Below are 22,525 nucleotides of genomic sequence, written 5' to 3'. Positions count from 1 at the left end.
GAGCCGGCGCCGGGTGGGGCGTCACCGCCTGATCGGCGGGCGCCCCAGCGCCTGACCGCCGGGCGTCACGGCTGGATGATCGCGTCGATCCGGGCGAGCTCGTCCGGCTCGAACTCCAGGTTGCCGATGGCCGCGACGCTGTCCTCCAGCTGCCGCGGGCTGCTCGCGCCGATCAGCGCCGACGTCACCCGGCCGCCGCGCAGCACCCAGGCGAGCGCCAGCTGGGCCAGGGACTGGCCGCGCGACTTGGCGATCTCGTCGAGGGCGCGCAGCCGGCGTACGAGGTCCTCGGTGACCGTGTCGGCGCTCAGGAAGGGGCTGTCACTCGCGGCACGCGAACCCGCCGGGATGCCGTCGAGGTAGCGGCCGGTCAGCAGGCCCTGTTCCAGCGGCGAGTAGGCGATGGAACCGACCTGGAGTTCGTCCAGGGCGGCCAGGAGCCCCTCCTCCTCAGGGCGGCGGTCGAGCATCGAGTAGCGCGGCTGGTGGATGAGCAGCGGGGTGCCCAGCTCGCCGAGGATGCGGGCGGCCTCGCGAGTCTGCTCCGGCGAGTAGTTGGAGACGCCGACATACAGCGCCTTGCCCTGCTGGACCGCCGAGTGCAGGGCACCCATCGTCTCCTCCAGGGGAGTCTCCGGGTCGGGACGGTGCGAGTAGAAGATGTCCACGTAGTCCAGGCCCATCCGGGCCAGGCTCTGGTCGAGCGAGGACAGCAGGTACTTGCGCGAGCCCCATTCGCCGTACGGACCCGGCCACATCAGGTACCCGGCCTTGGTGGAGACGACCAGCTCGTCGCGGTAGGGCGCGAAGTCGGCCTTCAGCGCGTCACCGAGGGCCGACTCGGCGGCGCCGGGGGGCGGCCCGTAGTTGTTCGCCAGGTCGAAGTGCGTGACGCCGAGGTCGAAGGCGCGGCGCAGGATCGCGCGCTGCGTCTCCACCGGCCGGTCGGGGTCGAAGTTGTGCCACAGGCCGAGGGACAGCGCGGGAAGCTTCAGGCCGCTGCGTCCGGTGCGCCGGTAGGGCATGTCCGCGTAACGGTCGGGGTGCGGGGTGTACAACGCGTACTCCTGGAAGGCCGGGAAAACAGGCCTCCACTCTCGCGCGCGCCGGGGCAGCGGTCCAACGGGAGAATCGGATGGGATTGAGCGCCGCCGCTTCTCAATCGGCGACGGCGTGTGTCCCGCCCAGTACGCTTGCGCCTCATGGAACTGCGCCACCTTCAGCACTTCGTCGCGGTCGCCGAGGACCAGCACTTCACCCGGGCGGCGGAACGGCTGATGGTGTCGCAGTCGGGCCTGTCGTCCTCGATCCGCGCCCTGGAGCGGGAGCTTCAGGCCCCGCTCTTCGTCCGCACCACCCGTCGGGTCACCCTCACGGAGGCCGGTCGCGCCCTGCTGGGTGAGGCGGAGCGGATCCTCGCCCAGGTGCGCTCGGCACACGACGCGGTGGCCGCCGTGCAGGGTGTGCTGCGCGGCACCCTCTCCCTCGGCACCGAACAGTGCATCGCCGGAGTGCATGTGGCGAGGCTGCTGGCCGCGTTCCGGCGCCGGCACCCCGATGTCGAGATCCGGCTGCGGCAGGCGGGCTCCGGCGCGCTGGCCGAGGAGGTCGCCGCGGGCCGTCTCGATCTCGCCTTCGCCGTGCGGACGCGGGCGGACTCCGACCAGCTGCGTTCGGTACCGCTGACCAGCGAGTCGATGACCGTGCTGTGCCATCCGACGCATCATCTCGCGACCGCCGCCGTGCTCACACCCGAGGAGCTGGGCGGCGAGCCCTTCGTCGACTTCCACCCCGACTGGGGGCCGCGCCGCGTGACGGACGCGGCCTTCGCGGCGGCGGGCGTGCAGCGGACCGTGACGCTGGAGGTCAACGACGTGCACAGCCTTCTCGAGCTCGTCCACGAGGGCCTCGGCATCGCCGTCGTACCGCGGCACTTCGGCCTCAAGCGGGAGGCCGGCGATCTCACCGCGCTCCCCCTCAAGGGCGCTGCCGAGACCTCGTACGAGACCGTCGCCATGCTGCCGCCGCCGGAGGCCACCAGTCCGGCGGCGCGGGCGTTGATGGTCCTTCTGGACACCCCGGAAGAGGGGGCCTGACACCACCCCCACAGGGGTTCCAGCACTCCTGACCCGCCCCGGTCGGCCGCCGCAGACTCGTGGACGTCCACCACGACAACCGCGAGGCGGGAGTACGGAGATGACGGATCACACGCGACGGACGGTCCTGCGGGGCGCCACGGTCGCGGCGGCGGCAGGGCTCGTCGGCGGCGTGAACGGCCGGGCCGCGGCGGCCCGGCCGCACGTTCCGGAGCAGCGGCACCACCCCTTCCTGGAAGGGGCGTTCAAGCCGGTCACCGAGGAGCTGACCGCGTTCGACCTGCCGGTCACCGGGCGGATTCCGCGCGAACTGAACGGCCGCTTCCTCCGCAACGGCCCCAATGTCCTGGGTCTCGAGGACCCCCGCGCCCACCACTGGATGCTCGGCGACGGCATGGTGCACGGCGTACGGCTGCGGGACGGGCGCGCCGAGTGGTACCGCAACCGCTGGGTCCGCTCGGCCTCCGTGGCGCAGAAGCTCGGCGAGCCCTACCCCGGGCCGGTACCGCCGGACGACTTCCCGTGCAACACCCATGTGATCGGGTACAAGGGGCGCATCCTGGCACTCCAGGAGAGCGGTCCGCTGCCGTACGAACTCGATCACGAGCTCAACACGGTGGGCACGTACGACTTCCGTGGCACCCTCAAGGGAGCCTTCACCGCGCACACCAAGTTCGACTCGGCGGCCGGCGAGCTGCACGCGATCGCCTACTACCCGACCTGGGACCATGTCCGGCACCAGGTCATCGACCACACGGGCCGGGTCGTGCGGACCACACGGATCCCGGTGGCGGACGCGCCGATGATGCACGACTTCGCGCTCACCGAGAAGTACGTCGTGATCTTCGACCTCCCGATCACCTTCGACCCCGCGGCAGCCGAGCGGGGCGACATCGTGCCGTACGTCTGGAACGAGAAGCACCCGATGCGCGTCGGCCTGCTGCCACGGGCGGGCGGCGAGATCCGCTGGTTCCAGACGGAGCCGGTCTACTACTCGCACACCCTGAACGCGTACGACGAGGGCTCGTCCGTGGTCATCGACATGACGACCTATCCGGCTCCCTTCTACGTCGCGGGCCGCGGTTCCGACGGACCCTACGGGGCGGGCACCGCCTCGCTCGAACGCTGGACCGTCGACCCGGTGCACGGCCGCGTCCGCACCAGGACGCTCGACGATCGCCCGCAGGAATTCCCGCGCGTCCACGAGGCGTTGGTGTCCCGGCGGCACCGGTACGCCTACACGGCGGCCGCCGCCGACATGACGCTGGCGTATCTGACGGCGGACGGCAATCCGCCCGACCGCGCCTTCGGCAACGCGCTGATCAAGCACGATCTGCTGCGCGGCTCCACCCAGGTGCACCGCCTGCCGCGGGACGCCGCCGCCGGGGAAGCCGTCTTCGTTCCCTCCGCGGGCGCGCGGGAGGAGGACGACGGCTACGCGATCGCCTATGTGCACAACCCCGACCGCGGGGCGGCCGACCTGGTCATCCTGGCCGCCCAGGACTTCACGGGCGAGCCGGTGGCGCGGATCCATCTGCCCGGCCGGGTGCCGCTCGGCTTCCACGGAAGCTGGATTGCGGACGCGTGAGCGACGGCCATGCGCGATGGTGGACCCATGCACGCAAAGGACGTCCTCATCGACGCGTACAGCCGCATCCAGGAAGAAGTCCATGCCGTCGTCGACGGTCTCGCCCCGGACGACCTCAACGCCCGTCCCGCCGTGGGCGCCAACTCCATCTCCTGGCTGGTGTGGCATCTGACCCGCGTCCAGGACGACCATGTCGCCGAGGCCGCCGGGCTGGACCAGGTCTGGCTCGACCAGGGCTGGGAGAAGCGTTTCGGCCTCGATCTGCCCCGGCGGGACACGGGGTACGGTCACAGCCCGGCGAAGGTGGCCAAGGTCCAGATCCCGTCGGGTGACCTGCTGACCGGCTACTACGACGCGGTGCACGAACAGAGTCTGGAGTTCGTGCGCGGGCTGACCGCCAAGGACCTGGAGCGCGTCGTGGACGAGCGGTGGACCCCGGCGGTCACCCTGGGGGTACGCCTGGTGAGCGTCCTGGCCGACGACCTGCAGCATGTCGGCCAGGCCGCTTACGTACGGGGGCTGCTCTAGAACGTGCCTGGTACGGCGGCTGTTCTGGAGCGTGGCCCGGTACGGCGGCTGTGCTAGAGCGCGGCCTCGTATCCGGGCAGGACCACGTCCCGGATCAGGGCGTTGCGCTCGTCGAACGGGATGAACGCGCTCTTGATCGCGTTCACGGTGACCGTGCGCAGGTCCTCGACGCTCCAGCCCGCCTCCTCGACCAGCAGCGACATCTCGCGGGTCATCGTCGTACCCGACACGAGACGGTTGTCGGTGTTGAGGGTGACGCGGAAGCCCAGGTCGCGCAGGGCGGTGATGGGGTGCTCGGCGATGGAGGTGGCGGCGCCCGTCTGGAGGTTGGACGTCGGGCACATCTCCAGGGCGATACGACGGTCGCGCACCCGGCCCGCGAGACGGCCGAGCTTGCCGTCGACGATGTCCTCGGTGATGCGGACGCCGTGGCCGATGCGCTCGGCACCGCACACCTGGAGGGCCTGGTGGATGCTGGGCAGCCCGTGAGCCTCTCCGGCGTGGATGGTGAAGGGGACGCTCTCGCGGCGCAGGTGTTCGAAGGCGGCGAGGTGGTCGGCGGGCGGGAAGCCGTCCTCGGCGCCCGCGATGTCGAAGCCGACGACGCCGCCGTCCCGGAACGCCACCGCGAGGTCGGCGATCTCGCGGGTGCGGTCGAACATGCGCATGCCGCACAGCAGGGTGCCGACGCGCACCGGGGTGCCCGCGGCCACCGCCTTGGCCATGCCCGCCGCCAGGCCCTCCTGCACGGTCTCGACGACCTCGGGCAGGGTGAGCCCGCCGTTCACCATCAGTTCGGGCGCGTACCGGACCTCGCCGTAGACGACGCCGTCCTCGGCCAGGTCGAGGACGTACTCCTCGGCGGTGCGCAGCAGACCCTCGCGGGACTGCATCACGGCGAGGGTGTGCTCGAAGGTGGCTATGTAGCGCACCAGGTCACCGGAGTTGGCGGCCTCGTAGTACCAGTCGGCCAGCGCCTGCGGGTCGGTGGTGGGCAGGGTGTGGCCGACCGTCTCCGCGAGTTCCACGAGAGTCGCGGGGCGCAGACCGCCGTCGAGGTGGTCGTGCAGCACGGCCTTGGGGAGGCGGCGGATGGTGTCGATGTCGATGCGGGGCGCGGTCATGCGTGTCTTTCCTCGGCGGGTCGTCTCTGGGGGGGGTGGTCTGGCTACTGGGCGGGTTGCAGCAGGTCCCAGCGGTTTCCGTACAGGTCCTGGAAGACCACGACCGAGCCGTACGGTTCGTGGCGCGGCTCCTCCAGGAAGGTCACGCCCGCGGCGCGCATACGGTCGTAGTCACGGGCGAAGTCGTCGGTGTGCAGGAAGAAGCCCACGCGCCCGCCGGTCTGGTCCCCGACCCGGCCGCGCTGTGCCTCGTCCTTGGCCCGGGCCAGCAGCAGTCCGGTGCCGCCGCTCGCCGGGCCCGGTTCTCCCGGCTCGACGACGACCCAGCGGGAGCCGTCGGGGCGCGGGGTGTCCTCGACGAGCCGGAATCCGAGGGCTTCGGTGTAGTGGCGGATCGCCTCGTCGTAGTCGTCGACGACGAGGGTGACCAGGGCGATGCGTCTCATCGGGACCCCTCCAGGGTTATACGTAACACGTAGCCTACGGCATCCCGTCGAGTGGCCGGTCCCGGTGGCGCGTTACAGCATCGGAGGCAGCGGTCGCGTCGAAGCGCCTGAAGCGCATCGCCCGGTCGATCCGGGAACGATCTGTGCGCGCCGATCGTCTACAGTTCTGTAGACCGTCTACAGGATTGTAGTCAGCGCGGACGCGGTCTCCTGTGCGCCCGCGCGCCCATCAGGGAAGGGGATCCCGCAGATGTCCGCAGCCCCGCGCACCGCGCCCTCGCGCGCGGTCGACGCTCGCCGGGCCCTGTCGTGAAGCGCGAGGACGCCACGGACCTCACCGGTTCGACAGTGGTGGGGAGCACGGTCGCGTTCGTGCTGCTGGCACTGGTCCTGACCGGCAGGAGCGGCGCCCCGATCTTCGGTGACCAGGATCTCACCTCCTGGTCGGTGGCCCACCGCCCCGACGTGGCGCTCGCCGTGGCCCGCGCAGTGACATACACCGGCACGGGGATCGTCCCGTACACCTTGGTGGCCATCGCGGGCCTCCTCCTCGGGCGTACGCCGCGGCAGCGCGTCCTCGCCGCCATCGGCTGCCTCGGCGTCCTCGCCGCCGCGCAGGCCGTGCGGTACGGGGTGATGTCCCTGGTCGCCCGCCCCCGCCCCCCGGTTGCGGACTGGGCCACGCACGCCTCCGGCTGGTCCTTCCCGTCCGGGCACACCACCACGTCCGCCGTCACGGGCGGGCTGCTCATCCTCGTGGTGCTCGCCCGTGCTCCGTACGGCAGAAGGTCGCTCGTGCTGGTCATCGGCTGCTGGGCCGTGCTGGTCGGACTGTCCCGTGTCTACTTGGGAGTGCACTGGTTCTCCGACGTCCTGGGCGGCTGGCTGTTCAGCATCTGCTGGCTGAGCCTGTGCCTCTACGTCTTCGCACGGTTCGTTCCCCGTGCCTGCTCCGCGATATCGGCGCCCCGTCTCCGCCCAGGTCCCACGACGGAAGAGCGCCGCAATGCATCGCACCCCCAGCGCGACGTCCCCCCGCGCGACGTCCCCCCTCACTCTGCTCCGTAGCCATCTCGGATGGGCCGTCGGCGCGTCCTACCTCGCCGCCGCGGCGGTCCCGGCCCTCGGTCTGTGGCTGCGCCACACGCACACGATCGGCACGGGCGGCATCCTCGGACTCCCCGAATTCCCTTTCCGGACGCCGCATTTCCTGCTGTCCCTCGTCCTGTTCACCGCGGGTCTCCAGGTGCCCCTGCACGAGCTGCGGGCGTTACTCGGCCGCCCCACCGCGCTGCTGACCGGGCTCGTCCTGCATCTGCTCGCGCCGCTGCTGATCATCCCGGGCGTCGCGTTCGCGCTGCGGCAGTCCCCCGACACCGACGGGGGCAGCGGGCTGGTCGCGGCGATGATCCTGATCGTCGCCATGCCGGTGGCGGCCGGGGCCACCGTATGGACCAGCAAGGGGGACGGCGATCAGCCGACGACGGTGGGGCTCGTGCTGGCGTCCACGATCGTCAGTCCGCTGACCATCCCGGTCACCCTGACGGCGCTGTGCCCGCTGCTGAGCGGCGAGTACGCGGCGACGCTGTCCGGAGCCGCCCGGACCGCAGGGAACGGTTTCGCGCTCACGGGTGTGCTGCTGCCCTGCGGCGCCGGAATCCTGTGCCGGCTCGTCCTGCCGCGCCGGCTCATGGACCGCCTGCTCGGCGCGGTGGTTCCCGCGTCGATGCTCGGTTCCCTGCTGCTGACGTACATCAATGCCAGCGGCGTCCTCGGCCCCTTCCTCACCCATCCGGAGCCCGTGCTGTTCGTCGCCGCGCTGGCCGTCGCCGCCACCGTCTGCGGGCTGTCGTTCACCCTCGGCCGGATCACCGCCCGGGTGTTGCGCCTCGACGCGCCCGCCGGCGCCTCCGTCACGCTGGCCTGCGGGATGAACAACAGCAGCGCCAGCGCGGTGCTCATCACGACGACGCTGCCCGACCGCCCGCATGTGCTGCTGCCGGTGCTCGCGTACAGCCTGCTGCAAAAGGTGGCCGCGGGCCGTGTCGTGCGGACCGGGAGGGAGCGCCGCGCCCGCGCATGACATCGTGGAGATCAACTCGGGGCCGCCCCGCCGCGCCCCCACCACCCGACGCCGCCCCACAGGAGTTGAGTGCCATGACCGAGTTGCCGAAGTCGACCGGCGCACCGGCCCATCAGAACGTGACCTTCCCCAGCGCCGGGGGCACCGCGCACGGCTATCTGGCGCTGCCGCCGTCCGGTGAGGGCCCCGGCGTGATCGTCATCCAGGAGTGGTGGGGCCTGACCGACCACATCGCGAATGTCGCGGACCGGCTGGCGGCGGAGGGCTTCGTCGCCCTCGCGCCCGATCTGTACGGCGGCAATGTCGCGCACGACAGCGGCGAGGCCTTCCGCATGATGCAGGAGCTGCCGGTGTCCCGCGGCGTCGAACTGCTCTCCGGCGCCGTCGACCATCTGCTGGGGCTGCCCGAGGTCACCTCGGACACGGTTGCCGCGATCGGCTTCTGCATGGGCGGCGGCTTCGTCCTCTACCTGGCCGCGGCCGACCCGCGCGTCAGCGCCGCGGTGCCGTTCTACGGCGTGGTCCAGGGCGAGCTGCCCGACTTCTCCGGCCTCAAGGCGCAGATCCTCGGGAACTACGGCGAGTTGGACACGACCATTCCCAAGGAGAGCCTCGACCAGCTGAGCGAGGCGATCCAGCGGCAGTCGGGCATCACCCCGGACTTCCGCCTCTACCCCGCCCAGCACGCCTTCTTCAACGACGGCCGCCCCGAGGCGTACGAACCCGAGTCCGCCGCGCAGGCCTGGGAGCGCTCGCTGGCCTTCCTGCACGAGCAGCTGGGCTGAGGCCGTCGCCGGCCGCCGACGATCTCTCGCCGGCGGCTGACGGCAGGGCAGCCCTCCGCGGGACGTACTTCTTGGGGACATCCTTTCCCCGCACGGGAGTTACCTGAGAGTAATCCCCGGTGGTTTGATGTGCGGCGCCACTCAACCCCCTTCACTCACAGGGAGATCCAGTGCCGCTCTCCTCACTGCGCCGCACCCAGGGCGCAGCCGCCCTCGTCCTCGCGCTCACCGCCGCGGGTCTCGTCGGGGCCGCGCCCGCGTCGGCGGACGCCGCGACGACACCGTCGATGAGGGTCTTGACGTACAACGTCTTCCTCATGAGCAAGAACCTCTACCCGAACTGGGGGCAGGACCACCGCGCCGCCGAGATCCCGAAGTCCTCGTTCTTCCGCGGGAACGACGTCGTCGTGCTGCAGGAGGCCTTCGACAACTCCGCTTCGGACGCCTTGAAGAGCTCGGCCGCGGCCGAGTACCCGTACCAGACGCCGGTCGTCGGGAGGAGCAGGAGCGGCTGGGACGCGACGGGCGGGGCGTACTCGTCGACCACGCCCGAGGACGGCGGGGTGACCGTGCTGAGCAAGTGGCCCGTCCTTCACAAGGAGCAGTACGTCTACAAGGACGCGTGCGGCGCGGACTGGTGGTCCAACAAGGGGTTCGCCTATGTGGTGCTGAATGTGAACGGCACCAAGGTGCATGTGGTGGGAACCCACGCGCAGTCCACTGACCCCGGATGCGGCGCCGGTGAGGCCGCCGCCATGCGCAGTCGGCAGTTCAAGACGATCGACGCGTTCCTGGACGCCAAGAACATACCGGCCGGCGAACAGGTCCTGGTCGCCGGTGACTTCAACGTCGACTCGCGCAGCGCCGAGTACGCGTCGATGCTGGCCGACGCGGACCTGGTGGGGGCGGACACCCGGGCCGGGCACCCCTACTCCTTCGACACGCAGGACAACTCCATCGCGCACGACCGTTACCCGACCGACCCGCGCGAGGATCTCGACTACGTGCTCCACCGCGCCGGTCACGCGCGTCCCGCGGTCTGGAAGAACGAGGTCGTCAAGGAGCAGTGCGCGCCCTGGACGGTGAGCAGTTGGGGCACCGACTACACCTACACGAACCTCTCCGACCACTATCCGCTCCGGGCCTTCGCGGGCTGAGCGCGGAGGGCCCCGCCGGGCCGGCCTGCTGGTCCGGCGGGGGCCCTCGGCCTCACTGCGCCCGTGTGTGGAGCGCGTCGAGGCGGGCCATCTCGTCGTCCGTGAGACGGAGCGCGCCCGCCGCCACGTTCTCCGCGAGGTGGTCCGGGTTGCCCGTGCCGGGGATGGCGAGTACGTGGGGCCCCTGCTGGAGGGTCCACGCGAGCCGGACCTGGGCGGGCGTCGCGTCGTGCGCCCGTGCGACGGCGAGCACCACGTCGTCGGTGTCGTCGCTCGGGCCCAGCGCACCGCCCTTGCCCGCGATCGCGAAGAACGGCACGAACGCGATGCCCTGTTCGCCGCAGGCGCGCAGCACGGCGTCGGCCTCGGGATCCGGGGAGTCCAGGCCGTACCGGTTCTGCACGGACACCACCGGCGCGATGGCCTGTGCCTCGGCGAGGTGCCTGGGCTCGACGCTGGAAATGCCGAGGTGGCGGATCAGACCCGCCTCGCGCAGCTCGGCCAGCGCGCCGAAGTGCTCGGCGATCGAGTCCTGTCGCATGCGCCGCAGGTACACCACGTCGAGGTGGTCGCGCCCGAGCTGGCGCAGGTTCTCCTCGACATGGCCGCGCAGGTCCTCGGGCCGCGCCGAGGTGCCCCACTCCCCCGAGTAGTCGCGAAAGGGCCCGACCTTGGTGACGATGACCAGGTCGTCCGTGTACGGGGCGAGCGCGGAGTTGATCAGTTCGTTCGCGGAGCGCAGCGACGAGAAGTAGAAGGCCGCGGTGTCGATGTGGTTGACGCCCGACTCGATCGCGCGTCGCAACACGGCGATCGACCGGGTCCGGTCGCCCGGTGTGCCGTGATGGAAGGCCGCGCTGCCCGTCAACCGCATCGCGCCGAATCCGATGCGGTTGACGGTGAGATCGCCGAGTTTCCAGGTGCCCGCGGCTGCCGCGTTGATCTTCTTCGAGGTCATCGCGGCAGTTTCGCAGACGGTTCACGGATACGTGTAACCGTTCAGCCTGTTCACGGCCGACGCCGGGTCACCGAGGTCGTAGCGGTCCACGGCGAGGAAGTTCGGCTTCTTGCGGGCGCCCGGCAGGCAGAACCGCTGGGCGCGATCGGCGAGTTTGGTGTTGTCCGTGGTGGCGGTGGAGGCGATCGTGGCGTCGCGGAAGTGGTTCATGACGAACAGGGGGCGGAAGCCGGTCTCGGTCCTGGTGAGCGGGATGTTGGTGTCGGCGCCGTACCAACGGCTGTAACACGACCAGTCGGAGGTGCCGATGCCCGAGCCCATCGACCAGTAGTTCTCCACGGTCCACTCCCGCTGGTACATCACGCCGAAACTGTCCCGGGTGAGCCCGGCGTTCTCGTCTAAGGCACGGCTGTGGTCCGTGAAGATCAGCAGCCGGTTGCCCGCGGCCAGCAGGTCGGCCAGCTTCGGCCAGCCGTTCTGGCGTACGCCGGTCCGGTCGGGACGGTAGAGGACGTCGGACAGGCCGCTGACCCGGGCGAGTTCGCCGCGCAGGACACCCGGGTCGACGTAGTCCTCCAGGAAGACGGTGACGAACTGATCGGGGTGCTGCTTGAGGAAGTCGACCATGCGCTGGAGGTCGACCCAGAGTGCCACGGGCCTGCTGACGAGGGTGCAGCTGTTGTGGCAGAGGATCGCGCCGTCGGGGGTCTGGTGGATGTCGAGCATGAACCCGCGTACCCCGTCGGCGAGTTGCTGGTTGATGCCGCGCGTCTGGTTCGGCACCAGGTTCACGAAGGGCGGGGCGAAGCCGCCGTCGACGCCGTTGGCGTAGGCGTTGTGGGCGGTGAGGAAGGTGACCTGGTCCAGGGAGCGTTCGCCCTGGGACGGCATGGGCCTGACCGTCGGCGCGACCGGGGTGAGGTACCAGGCGGCGAGGCCTCCCGCCGAGCCGATGACCAGCTGGGCCGGGTAGTTCGCGCCGGGGGCCTTGGCGGCCACCGTCAGGTAACGCTCCGCGCCGGGGGCTTTGAGCGTGTACTGGTCGGCTCCGGCCGGAGCCACCTCCCACGCCGCGTCGTCGCTCGTACAGGCCATGGTCCTGGCCTGATCGCCGGAGCGGCCCAGACAACTGCCCGCCGTATCGGCGCTTTCCAGGACGTACGAGCCGGCCGTGGTTCCGCTCGCCCGCAGCGTCCACTGCTGATGGTCCTCGTTGCCCTTGGGGTTGTGCTGGACGACCGCTCCTGCGCTGTCCGCGGCGTTCAACCCGGTGGTCGCGCTCTGGACGTAGTAGGCGCCCGCGCCCGGGACTTCCGCGGCCCGGGCGGGCGAGGGTGCGGTGAGGACGGCGCCCAGTACGGCGGTGGCGGTGGCGGCGAGCAGGGAGCGCGGTATCGGTCTCATGTCACGTGACCCCTTCCTGTGGGAGTCATGAGCATGCCATGCACCTGCTTACGCCGTGCCAGTCCGGGGAGCTGTCGGTGCTGCGGTGGGAAGCCCTTCACGGGAGCCACGCGGTGGGGCACGTCCCCACGTCACGTGATCTGCCCGATCAACCACGACACGGTGGGGGCATGCCTGGCGCTTCCGGGGTCCAAGGGGATCCGGTCCGCGTCCGCTCCTGGGCGGCCGGAGTGTGGCCCTCGCCCCGAGCGTTCGTCATCGCTCGACACATGGGCGTACGGCGTCGCACGCTGAAGGTGTGGCAGGAGTGCCGATAGTCGTCCATCGGCCGATTGCGTCGGGCGGTCGTCCCGTCGTCGTGCGCAGCGAGGTCGTCGGTCTGGCGCACACCGACAGCGACGTCGTGGAGTTCATCCGGCTCGCCGGTCTGGCGCTCGGCAAGAACGTCCTCGACGACCCGGTGTGGGTGGAGTGGAAGGGCGGCCGGCCGCACGAGTACGAGGCGCGGTGAGTGGACCGACCTCGCCTCACATCACGGAGAGCCACCGCTTCGACACGGTGCGCACGCCCCGCAGGGCGCGCGACAGCCCTGGGGCGCGCGACAGCCGCGGATCACCCCACCCGGACCTCGCACGAGCGGCCCTAGTGGGCAGCGGTCGTGAGCCGGAGCTGGAGGTCGACCTCCTGGTCGCCGGAGACCGACCCCGTGTCCTCGACGGCGAAGGCGGACGCGAGGGTCTCACGCAGCCGGGCGACGGCCACGGGACCACCCTGGAGCTCCGCGGTGACAGGCCCTGACAGGGCCGCCTCCGGCAAGGGAGCGGCGCTGTGCGAGACGAGGAACCCGTCGGCCCAGGTGTCGGGGTGGGTCCGGGCATCCCGTCGGGTGTCGCTCACCAGGTCGGGGTCGGCCTCGAAGCGACTCCCCAGCGCGCGGAGAACGGTCTCCGCGTCGTCGGCGGAGCATGTGCCCAGCACGACCTGTACCAGGTCCGCGGGAGCCTCGTCGGCAGCGGTCGAGCCGGCTGATGACGGTGTGTCGTTCACGGTGTCCTCCACGTTCGTCGCTCGGGCCCGGCACGGACTCCGCGTCGCGGGCCTCGGCGAGGGTGCGGAGTGGTGAGCGGCCGGACTGCCCTCATCACCTCGCTGCTCTCACCTTCAGCATGGTCCGTTTTGCAGCACATCGCTCGCGTTGCCGATGTCGTCCGCCGCGAACATCCGGGGCGGGCAGCGGCTCACGACCGCAGCACCGCCCCCGGATCCGGATCCCTGGTGGCTCCATCTCGGGGCGCAGCTCAGGTACCCCGTCGGCTCCCGGTGATGCCCGACAGCGCGGATCATCACCGCGGGCCGTCAGGAGCGGCGGACGTCGGGCATCGTCCGCGGTCGGCGGGGTACTCGCGTGGCGGAGCCGGCCCGACCGAGGACATGACGGACCGGGTCCGCCCCAGGAAAGGGAGAGCACCGTGAGTGACCGCCACCCGGAAGGCCGTATGGACGACGGCGGGCAGAGCCGCGACGACGAGCGCACGGACAGCCGCGCGGAGGACGCGGCCCGGGAAGCGAAGCCCGTACCGCGGGACCTGCCCGATCAGCAGGCGAGTCCCGACGAGGATCCCTGGGACGTCTCCGGCGACACGCCGCAGCCGGGCGCGGACGAGCGGCCCGACCCGGAGATCCCGGACACGGACGAGGCCGGCACCGGCCGCAGGGGCGCCCCGCACTCCGCCGGCCCGCACCCCGAGCACCCCGTGCCCGACGAGCCGACCGCGTGACACTCCACGCGACATCGCGCTTCGCCCGCCGGACGCTCCGCGCGACGTGCCACCGCCGGTGGGCCAGTCTGGAAGGGGCGGCCGCCGACCAGGACACGCGGCCGAAGACATGCCACGAGGCCGGGGGGCCCGGCCGCCGAGAGGACACACGATGCGTCTGCGCAAGTGGGTGAGCGACTGGCCCGTCCGCCGTCAACTCACCGGATCCGACCCGTTGGGCCGTGGCCGGGCGGCGATGTCGGAGCGCACCCGGCAGCTCAGACCTCGTACCGACAGCGCCGAACGGGTGGTGAGTTCCGTCTGCCCGTACTGCGCCGTCGGCTGCGGCCAGCAGATCTACGTCAAGGACGACAAGGTCGTCCAGATCGAGGGCGACCCGGCCTCGCCGATCAGCCGGGGCAGGCTCTGCCCCAAGGGCTCCGCCACGCTCCAGCTCACCACCGGTTCCGCCCGCCGCCACCAGGTTCTGTACCGGCCGCCGTACGCCGCCGACTGGGAGCCCCTCGACCTGGAGACCGCCATGGACATGGTGGCCGACCGGGTGATCGAGACGCGTCGCCGGACCTGGGAGTGGGAGTCGGAGGGACTGCGCACCGCCCGCACGCTCGGCATCGCCAGCCTCGGCGGCGCGACCCTCGACAACGAGGAGAACTACCTGATCAAGAAGCTCCTCACCGGTCTCGGCGTGGTCCAGGTGGAGAACCAGGCTCGGGTCTGTCACAGCTCCACGGTGGCCGGGCTCGGCACCTCCTTCGGGCGGGGCGGCGCCACCACCTTCATGCAGGACCTCCAGCACGCCGACTGCATCGTCATCCAGGGCTCCAACTTCGCCGAGGCGCACCCGGTCGGCTTCCAGTGGGTGATGGAGGCCAAGGCGCGCGGCGCCCGGATCATCCACGTCGACCCGCGCTTCACCCGCACCAGCGCCGTCGCCGACCTGCACGTGCCGATCCGGGCGGGCAGCGACATCGCCTTCCTCGGCGCGATCATCAACCACGTCCTGACCGAGGAGAAGGACTTCCGTGAGTACGTCCTCGCCTACACCAACGCCGCGACGCTGGTGAGCGAGGACTTCCGCGACACCGAGGACCTGGACGGCGTCTTCTCCGGCCTGGACGAGGACAAGCACCACTACGACCCGTCGAGTTGGCAGTACGAGGGCGTCGAGGTGCAGCAGCCCACCGGCGACGTCGACGAGCAGTACGAGGAGCGCGTCCAAGGCTCCGGCGGCCCCGAGGCGCACGGCTCGGGCGGAGCGCGCACCGGACAGCACGCGCCCCGCGACGAGACGCTGCGGCATCCGCGCTGCGTCTACCAGATCCTCAAGCGCCACTACGCCCGCTACACCCCGGAATTGGTCGAGGAGGTCTGCGGCGTGCCACGCGAGACGTTCCTCCAGGTGTGCGAGGACCTGACCGCGAACTCCGGCCGCGAGCGGACGAGCGCCTTCGCGTACGCGGTCGGCTGGACCCAGCACTCGGTCGGCTCGCAGTACATCCGCGCCGCGAGCGTGCTCCAGTTGCTGCTCGGCAACATCGGCCGCCCCGGCGGCGGCATCCAGGCCCTGCGCGGCCATGCCTCCATCCAGGGCTCCAGCGACATCCCGACCCTGTTCAACCTGCTGCCCGGCTACCTCCCCATGCCGCACGCCCACGCGCACGAGGACCTGGACGCCTTCATCGAGGCCAGCCGTACCGACAAGGGCTTCTGGGGCAACATGCGGGCGTACTTCGTGAGCCTCCTCAAGGCGTACTACGGCGACGCGGCCACCGCCGACAACGACTTCTGCTTCGACCACCTGCCGCGCCTGACCGGCTCCCACTCCACCTACGACACGGTGATGGCCCAGCTGGACGGCGTGTGCAAGGGCTACTTCCTGATGGGCGAGAACCCGGCGGTGGGTTCCGCCAACACACGACTCCAGCGGCTCGGCATGGCCAACCTGGAGTGGCTGGTCGTCCGCGACTTCTCCCTCATCGAGTCGGCGACCTGGTGGCAGGACGGCCCGGAGATCGAGACCGGAGAGCTGCGCACCGAGGACATCGGCACAGAGGTGTTCTTCTTCCCGGCCGCCGCCCACACGGAGAAGAACGGCTCCTTCACCAACACCAACCGCTGGCTGCAGTGGCACCACGCGGCCGTCGAGCCCGAGGGCGACGCGCGCAGCGATCTGTGGTTCATGTACCACCTGGGCCGCCGCATCAAGGAGCGGCTGGCCGCCTCGACCGACCCGATGGACCGGCCCGTACAGGACCTGACCTGGGACTACCCGGTGGAGGGGCCGCTGGAGGAGCCCGTCGCCGCCACCGTGCTCGCCGAGATCAACGGCCACGGCCCCGACGGAGCACCGCTGTCCGCGTACACCGAACTCAAGGACGACGGCTCGACGAGGTGCGGCTGCTGGATCTACTGCGGGGTGTACGCAGACGGCGTCAACCAGGCCGCCCGCCGCAAGCCCGGCGGCGAACAGGACTGGGTGGCCGCCGAGTGGGCCTGGGCCTGGCCCGCCAACCGCCGCATCCTCTACAACCGGGCCTCGGCCGCCCCGGACGGCACACCCTGGAGCGAGCGCAAGGCGTACGTCTGGTGGGACCGGGCCCAGGAGAAGTGGACCGGGCGCGACGTGCCCGACTTCATCCCCGACCGCGCGCCCGACCACGTACCGCCGGACGACGCGACGGGGCCGGACGCGCTGCGCGGCGACGACCCGTTCATCATGCAGGCCGACGGCAAGGGCTGGCTGTACGCGCCCGCGGGCCTGGAGGACGGGCCGCTGCCCACGCACTACGAGCCCCAGGACTCGCCCTTCCGCAACGCGCTCCACCCCTCGACGCCGCGCAATCCCGTACGGCAGCTGCTGCCCCGCGAGGGCAACCGCTACCACCCCAGCGGCGACGAGCAGGGCGCCGACGTCTTCCCGTACGTCGTCACCACGCACCGGCTCACCGAGCACTTCACGGCGGGCGGTATGAGCCGCTGGTCGCCGTACCTCTCCGAGCTCCAGCCGGAGTTCTTCTGCGAGGTCTCCCCACAGCTGGCCGCCGAACGCGGCCTTGAGCACATGGGATGGGCCACCATCGTCACGGCCCGCAACGCGATCGAGGCCCGCGTCATGGTCACCCGTCGGATCGCACCGCTCACCGTGCAGGGGCGGACGGTCCACCAGATCGGGCTGCCGTTCCACTGGGGGCCCAACGGTGTGGCCACCGGTGACGCGGCCAACGAGCTCGTCGCGATCGCGCTCGATCCCAACGCCCACATCCAGGAGGACAAGGCGCTGACCGCCGACATCCGCCCCGGGCGCCGGCCCCGCGGCCCCGACCTGCCGAAGCTGGTCGCCGAATACCGCAGGCGCGCGGGCATCACCGCCATGACGGGGACGGAGACGAGGAAATGACGGATCGCCATCTGCTCAGCGGAGTCGAACCCGACCCCGCGCGCGACGCCGGGCACCCCGAACCTCCGCCGCGCGTCGGCTTCTTCACCGACACCTCCGTCTGCATCGGCTGCAAGGCCTGCGAGGTGGCGTGCAAGGAGTGGAACGCGATCCCCGAGGACGGGCTCTCGCTCACCGGCATGAGTTACGACAACACGCAGGGGCTCGGCGCCTCCACCTGGCGCCATGTCGCCTTCATCGAACAGCAGACGCCGGCGCCGGACGGACGGACCCAACTCCCCCTGCTGGGCGGCGGGTCCGAGACACCGAGTGGGGCGCCAGGACTCTCCCGACCGGCTCCGCCGGAGGCCGGGTCCGAAGGCCCCGGCGCGGCGGACGGGACGGGCGAGCTGCGCTGGCTCATGTCGTCCGACGTCTGCAAGCACTGCACCCACGCGGCCTGCCTGGATGTCTGCCCCACCGGTTCGCTCTTCCGGACCGAGTTCGGCACGGTCGTCGTCCAGGAGGACATCTGCAACGGCTGCGGCTACTGCGTACCCGCCTGCCCGTACGGCGTCATCGAGCAACGCCCGTCCGACGGCCGGGCGTTCAAGTGCACGATGTGCTACGACCGTCTCGGCGCCGGACAGGAACCCGCCTGCGCCAAGGCCTGCCCGACGGAGTCCATCCAGTTCGGCCCGCTGGACGAACTGCGCGAACGCGCCGCGCTGCGCGTCGACCAACTGCACGCCGCCGGCGTGGACGGGGCCCGGCTCTACGGCCACGAACCCGACGACGGGGTCGGCGGCGACGGCGCGTTCTTCCTGCTCCTCGACGAACCCGAGGTCTACGGGCTTCCGCCGAACCCGGTGGTCACCACCCGCGACCTCCCGGCAATGTGGAAGCACGCCGGGGCGGCCGCCCTCTCCCTGGCCGGGGGTTTCGCCCTGTCCTTCGCGCTGCCCGCACTCCTGCGACGGAAGGCGACACGACGATGAGCGAGTCCGAGCGGAACGGGCGCCCCGAGCGTCGCGAAGGCCGTGGGCGCGGCGGGCGTCGCGGAGAGCAACTCATGGTGCCACGAGCCGAGTTCGAGTCGTACTACGGTCGCCCGATCATCAAGGCGCCGTCGTGGGGCGCCCGGGACATCGCCGGATACTTCTTCCTCGGCGGCCTGGCCGGCGCGGGCTCGGTGCTCGCGGCGGGCGCCCAGCTCACCGGTCGCGGGAGGACCGCCACCGCGATGAAGGTGTCCTCCCTCGCGGCGGTCTCGCTGTCCGCCGCCGCCCTCGTCCACGACCTCGGCGTGCCGAGCCGGTTCCCGAACATGCTCCGGGTGCTCAAGCCGACCTCGCCGATGAGCGTGGGCTCCTGGCTGCTCGCCGGGTACGGTCCCGCCGCCGCAGCGGCCGCGTTCACCGCCGTCACCGGGCGGCTGCCCAGGGCCGGGGCGGCCGCGACCGCGACGGCCGCGCTGCTCGGCCCGGCGATCGCCTCGTACACGGCCGTCCTGGCGGCGGACACGGCCGTTCCCGCCTGGCACGGCGCGCACCGCGAACTCCCTTACCTCTTCGCCGCCTCCGCGACGGCGGCCGCCGCCGGCATGGCCCTGGTGCTCGGGCCCGCGGGCGAGTCCGCCCCGGCCCGCTGCGCCGCGACGCTGGCCGCCGCGGCCGACGTGGCGGCGACCGGCGCGGCCGAGAAGCGCCTCGGCATGGTCGGCGAGACGTACCGCCAGGGCCGGGCCGGCACCCTGCTGCGCGCCGCCCGGCTCCTCACGGTGGCGGGCGCCGCGAGTGGCCTGCTGCTGGGCCGGCGCAGCCGCCCGGCGGCCGTGGTCGGCGGGCTGGCCCTCCTCGCGGGCTCGGCCTGCACCCGCTTCGGCGTCTTCGCGGCCGGGGTCGCCTCGGCCGAGGATCCGAAGTACACGGTGCTACCCCAGCGAGCCGGCGCTCCACCCACGAACACGGAGGACTGAGCGGGCCCCGAGGCGAAGGAGAGGGAACCGCTGCCGCGCGGCGTCGGCGGTCCCGCCGGGCGAGGTCGTCCGGCGCACCACGAAAAGAAAGGGAGCAACCATGCGTGTCGCATTCCTGATAGCGCCGGAGGGCGTCGAGCAGATCGAACTCACCGATCCCTGGAAGGCGGTGACCGACGCGGGCGGCGAGCCCGTCCTCGTGTCGACCGAGCCGGGCGAGATCCAGGCCTTCGACCATCTCGACAAGGCCGACACCTTCCCGGTAGACCAGGTCGTCGGCGACGTGTCGGCCGAGTCGTTCGACGGGCTCGTCCTGCCGGGCGGCGTGGCCAACCCGGACGAGCTGCGCCTGGACGAACGCGCCGTGTCCTTCGTACGGGACTTCTTCGAACAGGGTCGTCCGGTGGCCGCTATCTGCCACGCGCCCTGGACCCTGGTCGAAGCGGACGTCGTCACGGGCCGGACCCTCACCTCGTGGCCGAGCCTGCGCACGGACATCCGCAACGCGGGCGGCAGCTGGGTCGACGAGCAGGTGCGGATCTGCCGGAGCGGGCCCAACACGCTGATCACCAGCCGCAAGCCGGACGATCTCAAGGCGTTCTGCGAGGCCTTCCTGGCCGAGTTCGCGAAAGCAGCGCCCACGACGACGTGACGGTCCCGCCCGCCGCGCCGGCGGGCGGGACCGGAGCACGGACGACGGAGGACGTACATGTGCGCGTCCGTCTGAGATGCTGGACCGGTGTCGACCACCGCGCGGACACCGGAGCCCGTCACCCCGGAGGCGCCCGCACCCCTGGAGCGGCCGCTGCTCACCCAGCAGTGGCTCGATCTCGCCTTCCTGCACTGGGCGGTCGCTCCGGACGACGTCGCCGGGCTGTTGCCGGACGGAACCGTCCCGGATGCGCTCGGCGGCGTCACCTATGTCGGCCTGGTCGCCTTCCGGATGCACCGGGTCGGCTGGCTGGGGTCACCGGGAGTGCCGTATCTGGGCACGTTCCCGGAGACGAACGTACGCCTGTACTCGGTGGACGCGCACGGCCGGCGCGGTGTGGTCTTCCGGTCGATGGACGCGGCGAGGCTGGTGCCGGTCCTGATGGGTCGGACCGGCTTCCGGCTGCCGTACCTGTGGTCCCGTATGGCAGTGCGTACCGACGACGACGTCATCACCTACATCAGCTCACGACGGTGGCCCGGGCCGCGCGGCGCGTACAGCAGGATCGTGGTGCGCCGGGGCGAACCGGTCGTGGAGGCCACCGAGTTGGAGCACTTCCTGACCGCCCGGTGGGGCATGCACAACACCTTCTTCGGCGACACCGGGTACCTCCCGAACGAGCACCCGCGCTGGCCGCTGCACCGCGCGGAGCTGGTCACGTGCGAGGAGAACCTCCTCGCGGCCGCCGGGATACCGGCGGACCTGGGCGCGCCGGTGAGCGTGCTGTACTCCCCCGGCGTCCCGGTCCGGCTCGGACGTCCGGCCCGGCCGGCCGGCATCGCGACCCCCTGAACGGTTTCCGGGGCCGCGACGAGTGCCTCACCCTTCGCGTTCCACGTCCCGCACGAGGTCGAGTGCCCGGCCGAGCGTGGTGAGCCGCGCGTCGAGGGTGTCGCCCGCCGGGTAGAAACGCACGGTGTCGACTCCGGCGTCGCGCCACACCCGCAGGCGGGCGCGGACCATGTCCTCGGTGCCGATGAGGGTGGTGGCGAGCACCATGTCGTCGGTGACCAGCCGCGCGGCTCCGTCCCGGTCGCCGGACTGCCAGCGCTCGCGCACGGCCTCGGCGGTCTCCGCCCAGCCCTGTCTGCTGTAGGCGTTGTTGTAGAAGTTGGTGGTGGCGGAGCCCATGCCGCCGAGACTGAAGGCGAGTTCCTTCTTGCGGCCGGCGACCATCGCGCGCAGCGCGTCCTCGTCGTCCGCGAAGGCGACTTCGGCGCCCTGGCAGATGTCGAGGTCGGCCCGTTTGCGGCCGGATGCGGCGAGCCCGGCGTCCAGGTGGTCGAAGTACGCCTCCTTCGCGCCTTCCGGTACGAAGCTGGTGCCGAGCCATCCGTCGGCCACCTCGCCGGTCAGGTGCAGCATCTTCGGTGAGAGGGTGGCCAGATAGACCGGCAGCTCGTGCTCGGCGCGCATCGACAGCCGCATCGGCTTGGCCCCGCCGCCGGGCAGCGGGAGGGTGAACTCCCGCCCCCCGTAAGCGATTTTCTCCCCCGAGGCGGCCTCCCGCACGATCTCCACCGTCTCCCGCATCCGCGACAGCGGCCGCGCGAACGGGACACCGTGCAGCCCCTCGATCACCTGCGGGCCGGACGGGCCGAGACCGAGCAGGAAGCGTCCTTCGGAGATGTTCGAGAGGGTGATCGCGGCCCGCGCGATGGCGACCGGGGTACGGGTCGCGAGCTGGATGATCCCGGAGCCGAGCAGCATCCGCTCGGTGCGCGCGGCCAAGTAACCCAGCGGGGACGGGGCTTCGGAGCCCCACGCCTCGGCGACCCAGCAGATGTCCATGCCGAGCTTCTCCGCCTCGGTCACGAAGTCGACCGTCTCACGCCAGTCGCCGCCGGAGGCCTCGATCGTCGTCGACGTCCGCATCACACGCCCGCCTCTTCCGCGCGCCCGGCGCCCTCGGCCAGTTTCTTGATGGCGTCGAGCGTGGCCGTCATGTTCCGCTCGAACTCCCGCATCCGTACGAAGACGATCTTCTGCTCCTTCTCCGGCATTCGGTCGATGGCGAAGGACAGCCCAGAACGGCCGGGTCCCATCCGCATCCACTGGGTCAGTACGGTTCCGCCGTCGTCGGCCGCCTCGAGACGGAACCGCCAGAGGGCGCTGGGGCGTTCGGGATCGGCCACCGCCCAGGCGAACACGCGCGGCGGCTCGTACTCCACGACGTACGACGTGGTCTCCCACTCCCCCAGCGCGTCGTGTCCGCTCCGGCCGACGAACCGTGCGCCGAGCGCGGGCCGACCCGCCCCGTCCAGCCACTCGACCGACCGCAGCTCGGCGCTCATCGTGGGCATCAGCTCGATGTCGGAGACCAGCTCCCACACCCGCTCGGGTGACGCCATGACCCGGGTCCGCACCTCGGCCGTCGGCCCGTCCGCATACCGCGCGCCCGTCCACTCCATCGTGGTCCACCTCTCTGCGCTCGCCCACTCCAGGAACTCGCATACGTCCTGACCACGAGAGTTGCGTAGATAGACTCACTCGTCAAGGGGTACCGCCCCGG

At 71.4% G+C, this 22,525-nt stretch carries 22 protein-coding genes; 14 read left to right on the top strand and 8 right to left on the bottom strand.

The window, feature by feature from the left end:
• Positions 1-65: 65 nt before the first annotated feature.
• Positions 66-1,058, bottom strand: a complete 993-nt coding sequence (gene mgrA / locus ACFVXA_RS01695) for an L-glyceraldehyde 3-phosphate reductase (protein WP_390023429.1) — start codon at positions 1,056-1,058, stop codon at positions 66-68.
• Positions 1,059-1,202: 144 nt separating this feature from the next.
• Between mgrA and ACFVXA_RS01690 the strand changes: the two genes are divergently transcribed.
• The 3 genes from ACFVXA_RS01690 (at position 1,203) to ACFVXA_RS01680 (ending at position 4,212) form a co-directional block, all read left to right on the top strand.
• A complete protein-coding gene (locus ACFVXA_RS01690; protein ID WP_362019562.1) occupies positions 1,203-2,096 on the top strand; it encodes a LysR family transcriptional regulator in 894 nt (297 codons plus the stop codon).
• A 100-nt stretch (positions 2,097-2,196) separates the two neighbouring features.
• Positions 2,197-3,684 carry a carotenoid oxygenase family protein gene (locus ACFVXA_RS01685; RefSeq protein ID WP_362019560.1) on the top strand — a complete coding sequence of 496 codons (1,488 nt, stop codon included), beginning with the start codon at positions 2,197-2,199 and terminating at the stop codon, positions 3,682-3,684.
• A gap of 27 nt (positions 3,685-3,711) precedes the next feature.
• Positions 3,712-4,212: a DinB family protein gene (locus ACFVXA_RS01680; RefSeq protein ID WP_383744692.1), complete on the top strand. Its 501-nt coding sequence runs from the start codon at positions 3,712-3,714 to the stop codon at positions 4,210-4,212.
• A 53-nt stretch (positions 4,213-4,265) separates the two neighbouring features.
• Here ACFVXA_RS01680 and ACFVXA_RS01675 read toward each other — a convergent pair whose 3' ends face one another.
• Complete coding sequence (locus ACFVXA_RS01675; RefSeq protein ID WP_390023427.1) at positions 4,266-5,336, bottom strand: adenosine deaminase; 1,071 nt, start codon at positions 5,334-5,336, stop codon at positions 4,266-4,268.
• Positions 5,337-5,380: 44 nt separating this feature from the next.
• A complete protein-coding gene (locus ACFVXA_RS01670; protein ID WP_362019551.1) occupies positions 5,381-5,782 on the bottom strand; it encodes a VOC family protein in 402 nt (133 codons plus the stop codon).
• Positions 5,783-6,091: 309 nt separating this feature from the next.
• Between ACFVXA_RS01670 and ACFVXA_RS01665 the strand changes: the two genes are divergently transcribed.
• The 4 genes from ACFVXA_RS01665 (at position 6,092) to sph (ending at position 9,807) form a co-directional block, all read left to right on the top strand.
• A complete protein-coding gene (locus ACFVXA_RS01665) occupies positions 6,092-6,850 on the top strand; it encodes a phosphatase PAP2 family protein (protein ID WP_362019547.1) in 759 nt (252 codons plus the stop codon).
• Complete coding sequence (locus ACFVXA_RS01660) at positions 6,789-7,865, top strand: sodium-dependent transporter (RefSeq protein WP_389467577.1); 1,077 nt, start codon at positions 6,789-6,791, stop codon at positions 7,863-7,865. Before ACFVXA_RS01665 ends, ACFVXA_RS01660 begins: the two co-directional genes overlap by 62 nt.
• 74 nt (positions 7,866-7,939) lie before the next feature.
• The gene (locus ACFVXA_RS01655; RefSeq protein ID WP_390023425.1) at positions 7,940-8,650 is read left to right on the top strand and encodes a dienelactone hydrolase family protein; all 711 of its coding nucleotides are present in this window, start codon (positions 7,940-7,942) and stop codon (positions 8,648-8,650) included.
• 170 nt (positions 8,651-8,820) lie between these two features.
• Complete coding sequence (sph, locus tag ACFVXA_RS01650) at positions 8,821-9,807, top strand: sphingomyelin phosphodiesterase (RefSeq protein ID WP_383744681.1); 987 nt, start codon at positions 8,821-8,823, stop codon at positions 9,805-9,807.
• Between the two features lie 52 nt (positions 9,808-9,859).
• Here the strand turns inward: sph and ACFVXA_RS01645 are convergent, their stop codons facing one another.
• Both ACFVXA_RS01645 and ACFVXA_RS01640 read right to left on the bottom strand, forming a co-directional pair.
• A complete protein-coding gene (locus tag ACFVXA_RS01645) occupies positions 9,860-10,765 on the bottom strand; it encodes an oxidoreductase (RefSeq protein WP_390023423.1) in 906 nt (301 codons plus the stop codon).
• 21 nt (positions 10,766-10,786) lie between these two features.
• Positions 10,787-12,169 carry an RICIN domain-containing protein gene (locus tag ACFVXA_RS01640; RefSeq protein ID WP_362019533.1) on the bottom strand — a complete coding sequence of 461 codons (1,383 nt, stop codon included), beginning with the start codon at positions 12,167-12,169 and terminating at the stop codon, positions 10,787-10,789.
• Positions 12,170-12,476: 307 nt separating this feature from the next.
• Here ACFVXA_RS01640 and ACFVXA_RS01635 point away from each other — a divergent pair, with 307 nt between their 5' ends.
• Positions 12,477-12,680 carry a hypothetical protein gene (locus tag ACFVXA_RS01635; RefSeq protein ID WP_383903327.1) on the top strand — a complete coding sequence of 68 codons (204 nt, stop codon included), beginning with the start codon at positions 12,477-12,479 and terminating at the stop codon, positions 12,678-12,680.
• A 131-nt stretch (positions 12,681-12,811) separates the two neighbouring features.
• On the opposite strand, the gene ACFVXA_RS01630 is transcribed toward ACFVXA_RS01635, so the two are convergent.
• Positions 12,812-13,216, bottom strand: a complete 405-nt coding sequence (locus ACFVXA_RS01630; RefSeq protein ID WP_362019527.1) for a hypothetical protein — start codon at positions 13,214-13,216, stop codon at positions 12,812-12,814.
• Between the two features lie 449 nt (positions 13,217-13,665).
• Between ACFVXA_RS01630 and ACFVXA_RS01625 the strand changes: the two genes are divergently transcribed.
• The 6 genes from ACFVXA_RS01625 to ACFVXA_RS01600 all read left to right on the top strand — a co-directional run bounded on the left by ACFVXA_RS01625 (position 13,666) and on the right by ACFVXA_RS01600 (position 20,805).
• Positions 13,666-13,947 carry a hypothetical protein gene (locus tag ACFVXA_RS01625; protein ID WP_383744771.1) on the top strand — a complete coding sequence of 94 codons (282 nt, stop codon included), beginning with the start codon at positions 13,666-13,668 and terminating at the stop codon, positions 13,945-13,947.
• Between the two features lie 151 nt (positions 13,948-14,098).
• The gene (fdh, locus tag ACFVXA_RS01620; RefSeq protein ID WP_383744672.1) at positions 14,099-17,344 is read left to right on the top strand and encodes a formate dehydrogenase; all 3,246 of its coding nucleotides are present in this window, start codon (positions 14,099-14,101) and stop codon (positions 17,342-17,344) included.
• Complete coding sequence (locus ACFVXA_RS01615; protein WP_390023421.1) at positions 17,341-18,321, top strand: 4Fe-4S dicluster domain-containing protein; 981 nt, start codon at positions 17,341-17,343, stop codon at positions 18,319-18,321. The genes fdh and ACFVXA_RS01615 overlap by 4 nt, the downstream gene beginning before the upstream one ends.
• A 74-nt stretch (positions 18,322-18,395) precedes the next feature.
• Positions 18,396-19,301, top strand: a complete 906-nt coding sequence (nrfD, locus tag ACFVXA_RS01610; protein WP_389467594.1) for an NrfD/PsrC family molybdoenzyme membrane anchor subunit — start codon at positions 18,396-18,398, stop codon at positions 19,299-19,301.
• A gap of 100 nt (positions 19,302-19,401) precedes the next feature.
• The gene (locus ACFVXA_RS01605; RefSeq protein WP_362019513.1) at positions 19,402-19,953 is read left to right on the top strand and encodes a type 1 glutamine amidotransferase domain-containing protein; all 552 of its coding nucleotides are present in this window, start codon (positions 19,402-19,404) and stop codon (positions 19,951-19,953) included.
• Positions 19,954-20,040: 87 nt separating this feature from the next.
• Positions 20,041-20,805 (top strand): YqjF family protein, encoded by a 765-nt coding sequence (locus ACFVXA_RS01600; RefSeq protein WP_384016901.1) that lies wholly within the window; start codon positions 20,041-20,043, stop codon positions 20,803-20,805.
• 27 nt (positions 20,806-20,832) lie between these two features.
• On the opposite strand, the gene ACFVXA_RS01595 is transcribed toward ACFVXA_RS01600, so the two are convergent.
• Positions 20,833-21,888: an LLM class flavin-dependent oxidoreductase gene (locus ACFVXA_RS01595; RefSeq protein WP_383744662.1), complete on the bottom strand. Its 1,056-nt coding sequence runs from the start codon at positions 21,886-21,888 to the stop codon at positions 20,833-20,835.
• A complete protein-coding gene (locus ACFVXA_RS01590) occupies positions 21,888-22,424 on the bottom strand; it encodes an SRPBCC family protein (RefSeq protein ID WP_362019507.1) in 537 nt (178 codons plus the stop codon). The genes ACFVXA_RS01595 and ACFVXA_RS01590 overlap by 1 nt, the downstream gene beginning before the upstream one ends.
• Positions 22,425-22,525 lie beyond the last annotated feature (101 nt).

Source organism: Streptomyces sp. NPDC058246 (genome assembly GCF_042881985.1).
Lineage (GTDB): Bacteria > Actinomycetota > Actinomycetes > Streptomycetales > Streptomycetaceae > Streptomyces.
Note: the sequence above shows the minus strand (reverse complement) of the source record. Positions and strands in the feature narration are given on the sequence as shown.

Excerpts from the sequence above, each read along its gene's own strand:
- ACFVXA_RS01660 (WP_389467577.1), top strand. The coding sequence starts at position 6,789 with ATGCATCGCACCCCCAGCGCGACGTCCCCCCGCGCGACGTCCCCCCTC.
- ACFVXA_RS01685 (WP_362019560.1), top strand. The coding sequence starts at position 2,197 with ATGACGGATCACACGCGACGGACGGTCCTGCGGGGCGCCACGGTCGCG.
- ACFVXA_RS01690 (WP_362019562.1), top strand. The coding sequence starts at position 1,203 with ATGGAACTGCGCCACCTTCAGCACTTCGTCGCGGTCGCCGAGGACCAG.
- ACFVXA_RS01655 (WP_390023425.1), top strand. The coding sequence starts at position 7,940 with ATGACCGAGTTGCCGAAGTCGACCGGCGCACCGGCCCATCAGAACGTG.
- ACFVXA_RS01675 (WP_390023427.1), bottom strand. The coding sequence starts at position 5,336 with ATGACCGCGCCCCGCATCGACATCGACACCATCCGCCGCCTCCCCAAG.
- ACFVXA_RS01670 (WP_362019551.1), bottom strand. The coding sequence starts at position 5,782 with ATGAGACGCATCGCCCTGGTCACCCTCGTCGTCGACGACTACGACGAG.
- ACFVXA_RS01615 (WP_390023421.1), top strand. The coding sequence starts at position 17,341 with ATGACGGATCGCCATCTGCTCAGCGGAGTCGAACCCGACCCCGCGCGC.
- ACFVXA_RS01625 (WP_383744771.1), top strand. The coding sequence starts at position 13,666 with ATGGACGACGGCGGGCAGAGCCGCGACGACGAGCGCACGGACAGCCGC.
- fdh (WP_383744672.1), top strand. The coding sequence starts at position 14,099 with ATGCGTCTGCGCAAGTGGGTGAGCGACTGGCCCGTCCGCCGTCAACTC.
- ACFVXA_RS01595 (WP_383744662.1), bottom strand. The coding sequence starts at position 21,888 with ATGCGGACGTCGACGACGATCGAGGCCTCCGGCGGCGACTGGCGTGAG.
- nrfD (WP_389467594.1), top strand. The coding sequence starts at position 18,396 with ATGGTGCCACGAGCCGAGTTCGAGTCGTACTACGGTCGCCCGATCATC.
- ACFVXA_RS01640 (WP_362019533.1), bottom strand. The coding sequence starts at position 12,169 with ATGAGACCGATACCGCGCTCCCTGCTCGCCGCCACCGCCACCGCCGTA.
- ACFVXA_RS01590 (WP_362019507.1), bottom strand. The coding sequence starts at position 22,424 with ATGGAGTGGACGGGCGCGCGGTATGCGGACGGGCCGACGGCCGAGGTG.
- ACFVXA_RS01605 (WP_362019513.1), top strand. The coding sequence starts at position 19,402 with ATGCGTGTCGCATTCCTGATAGCGCCGGAGGGCGTCGAGCAGATCGAA.
- ACFVXA_RS01680 (WP_383744692.1), top strand. The coding sequence starts at position 3,712 with ATGCACGCAAAGGACGTCCTCATCGACGCGTACAGCCGCATCCAGGAA.
- ACFVXA_RS01645 (WP_390023423.1), bottom strand. The coding sequence starts at position 10,765 with ATGACCTCGAAGAAGATCAACGCGGCAGCCGCGGGCACCTGGAAACTC.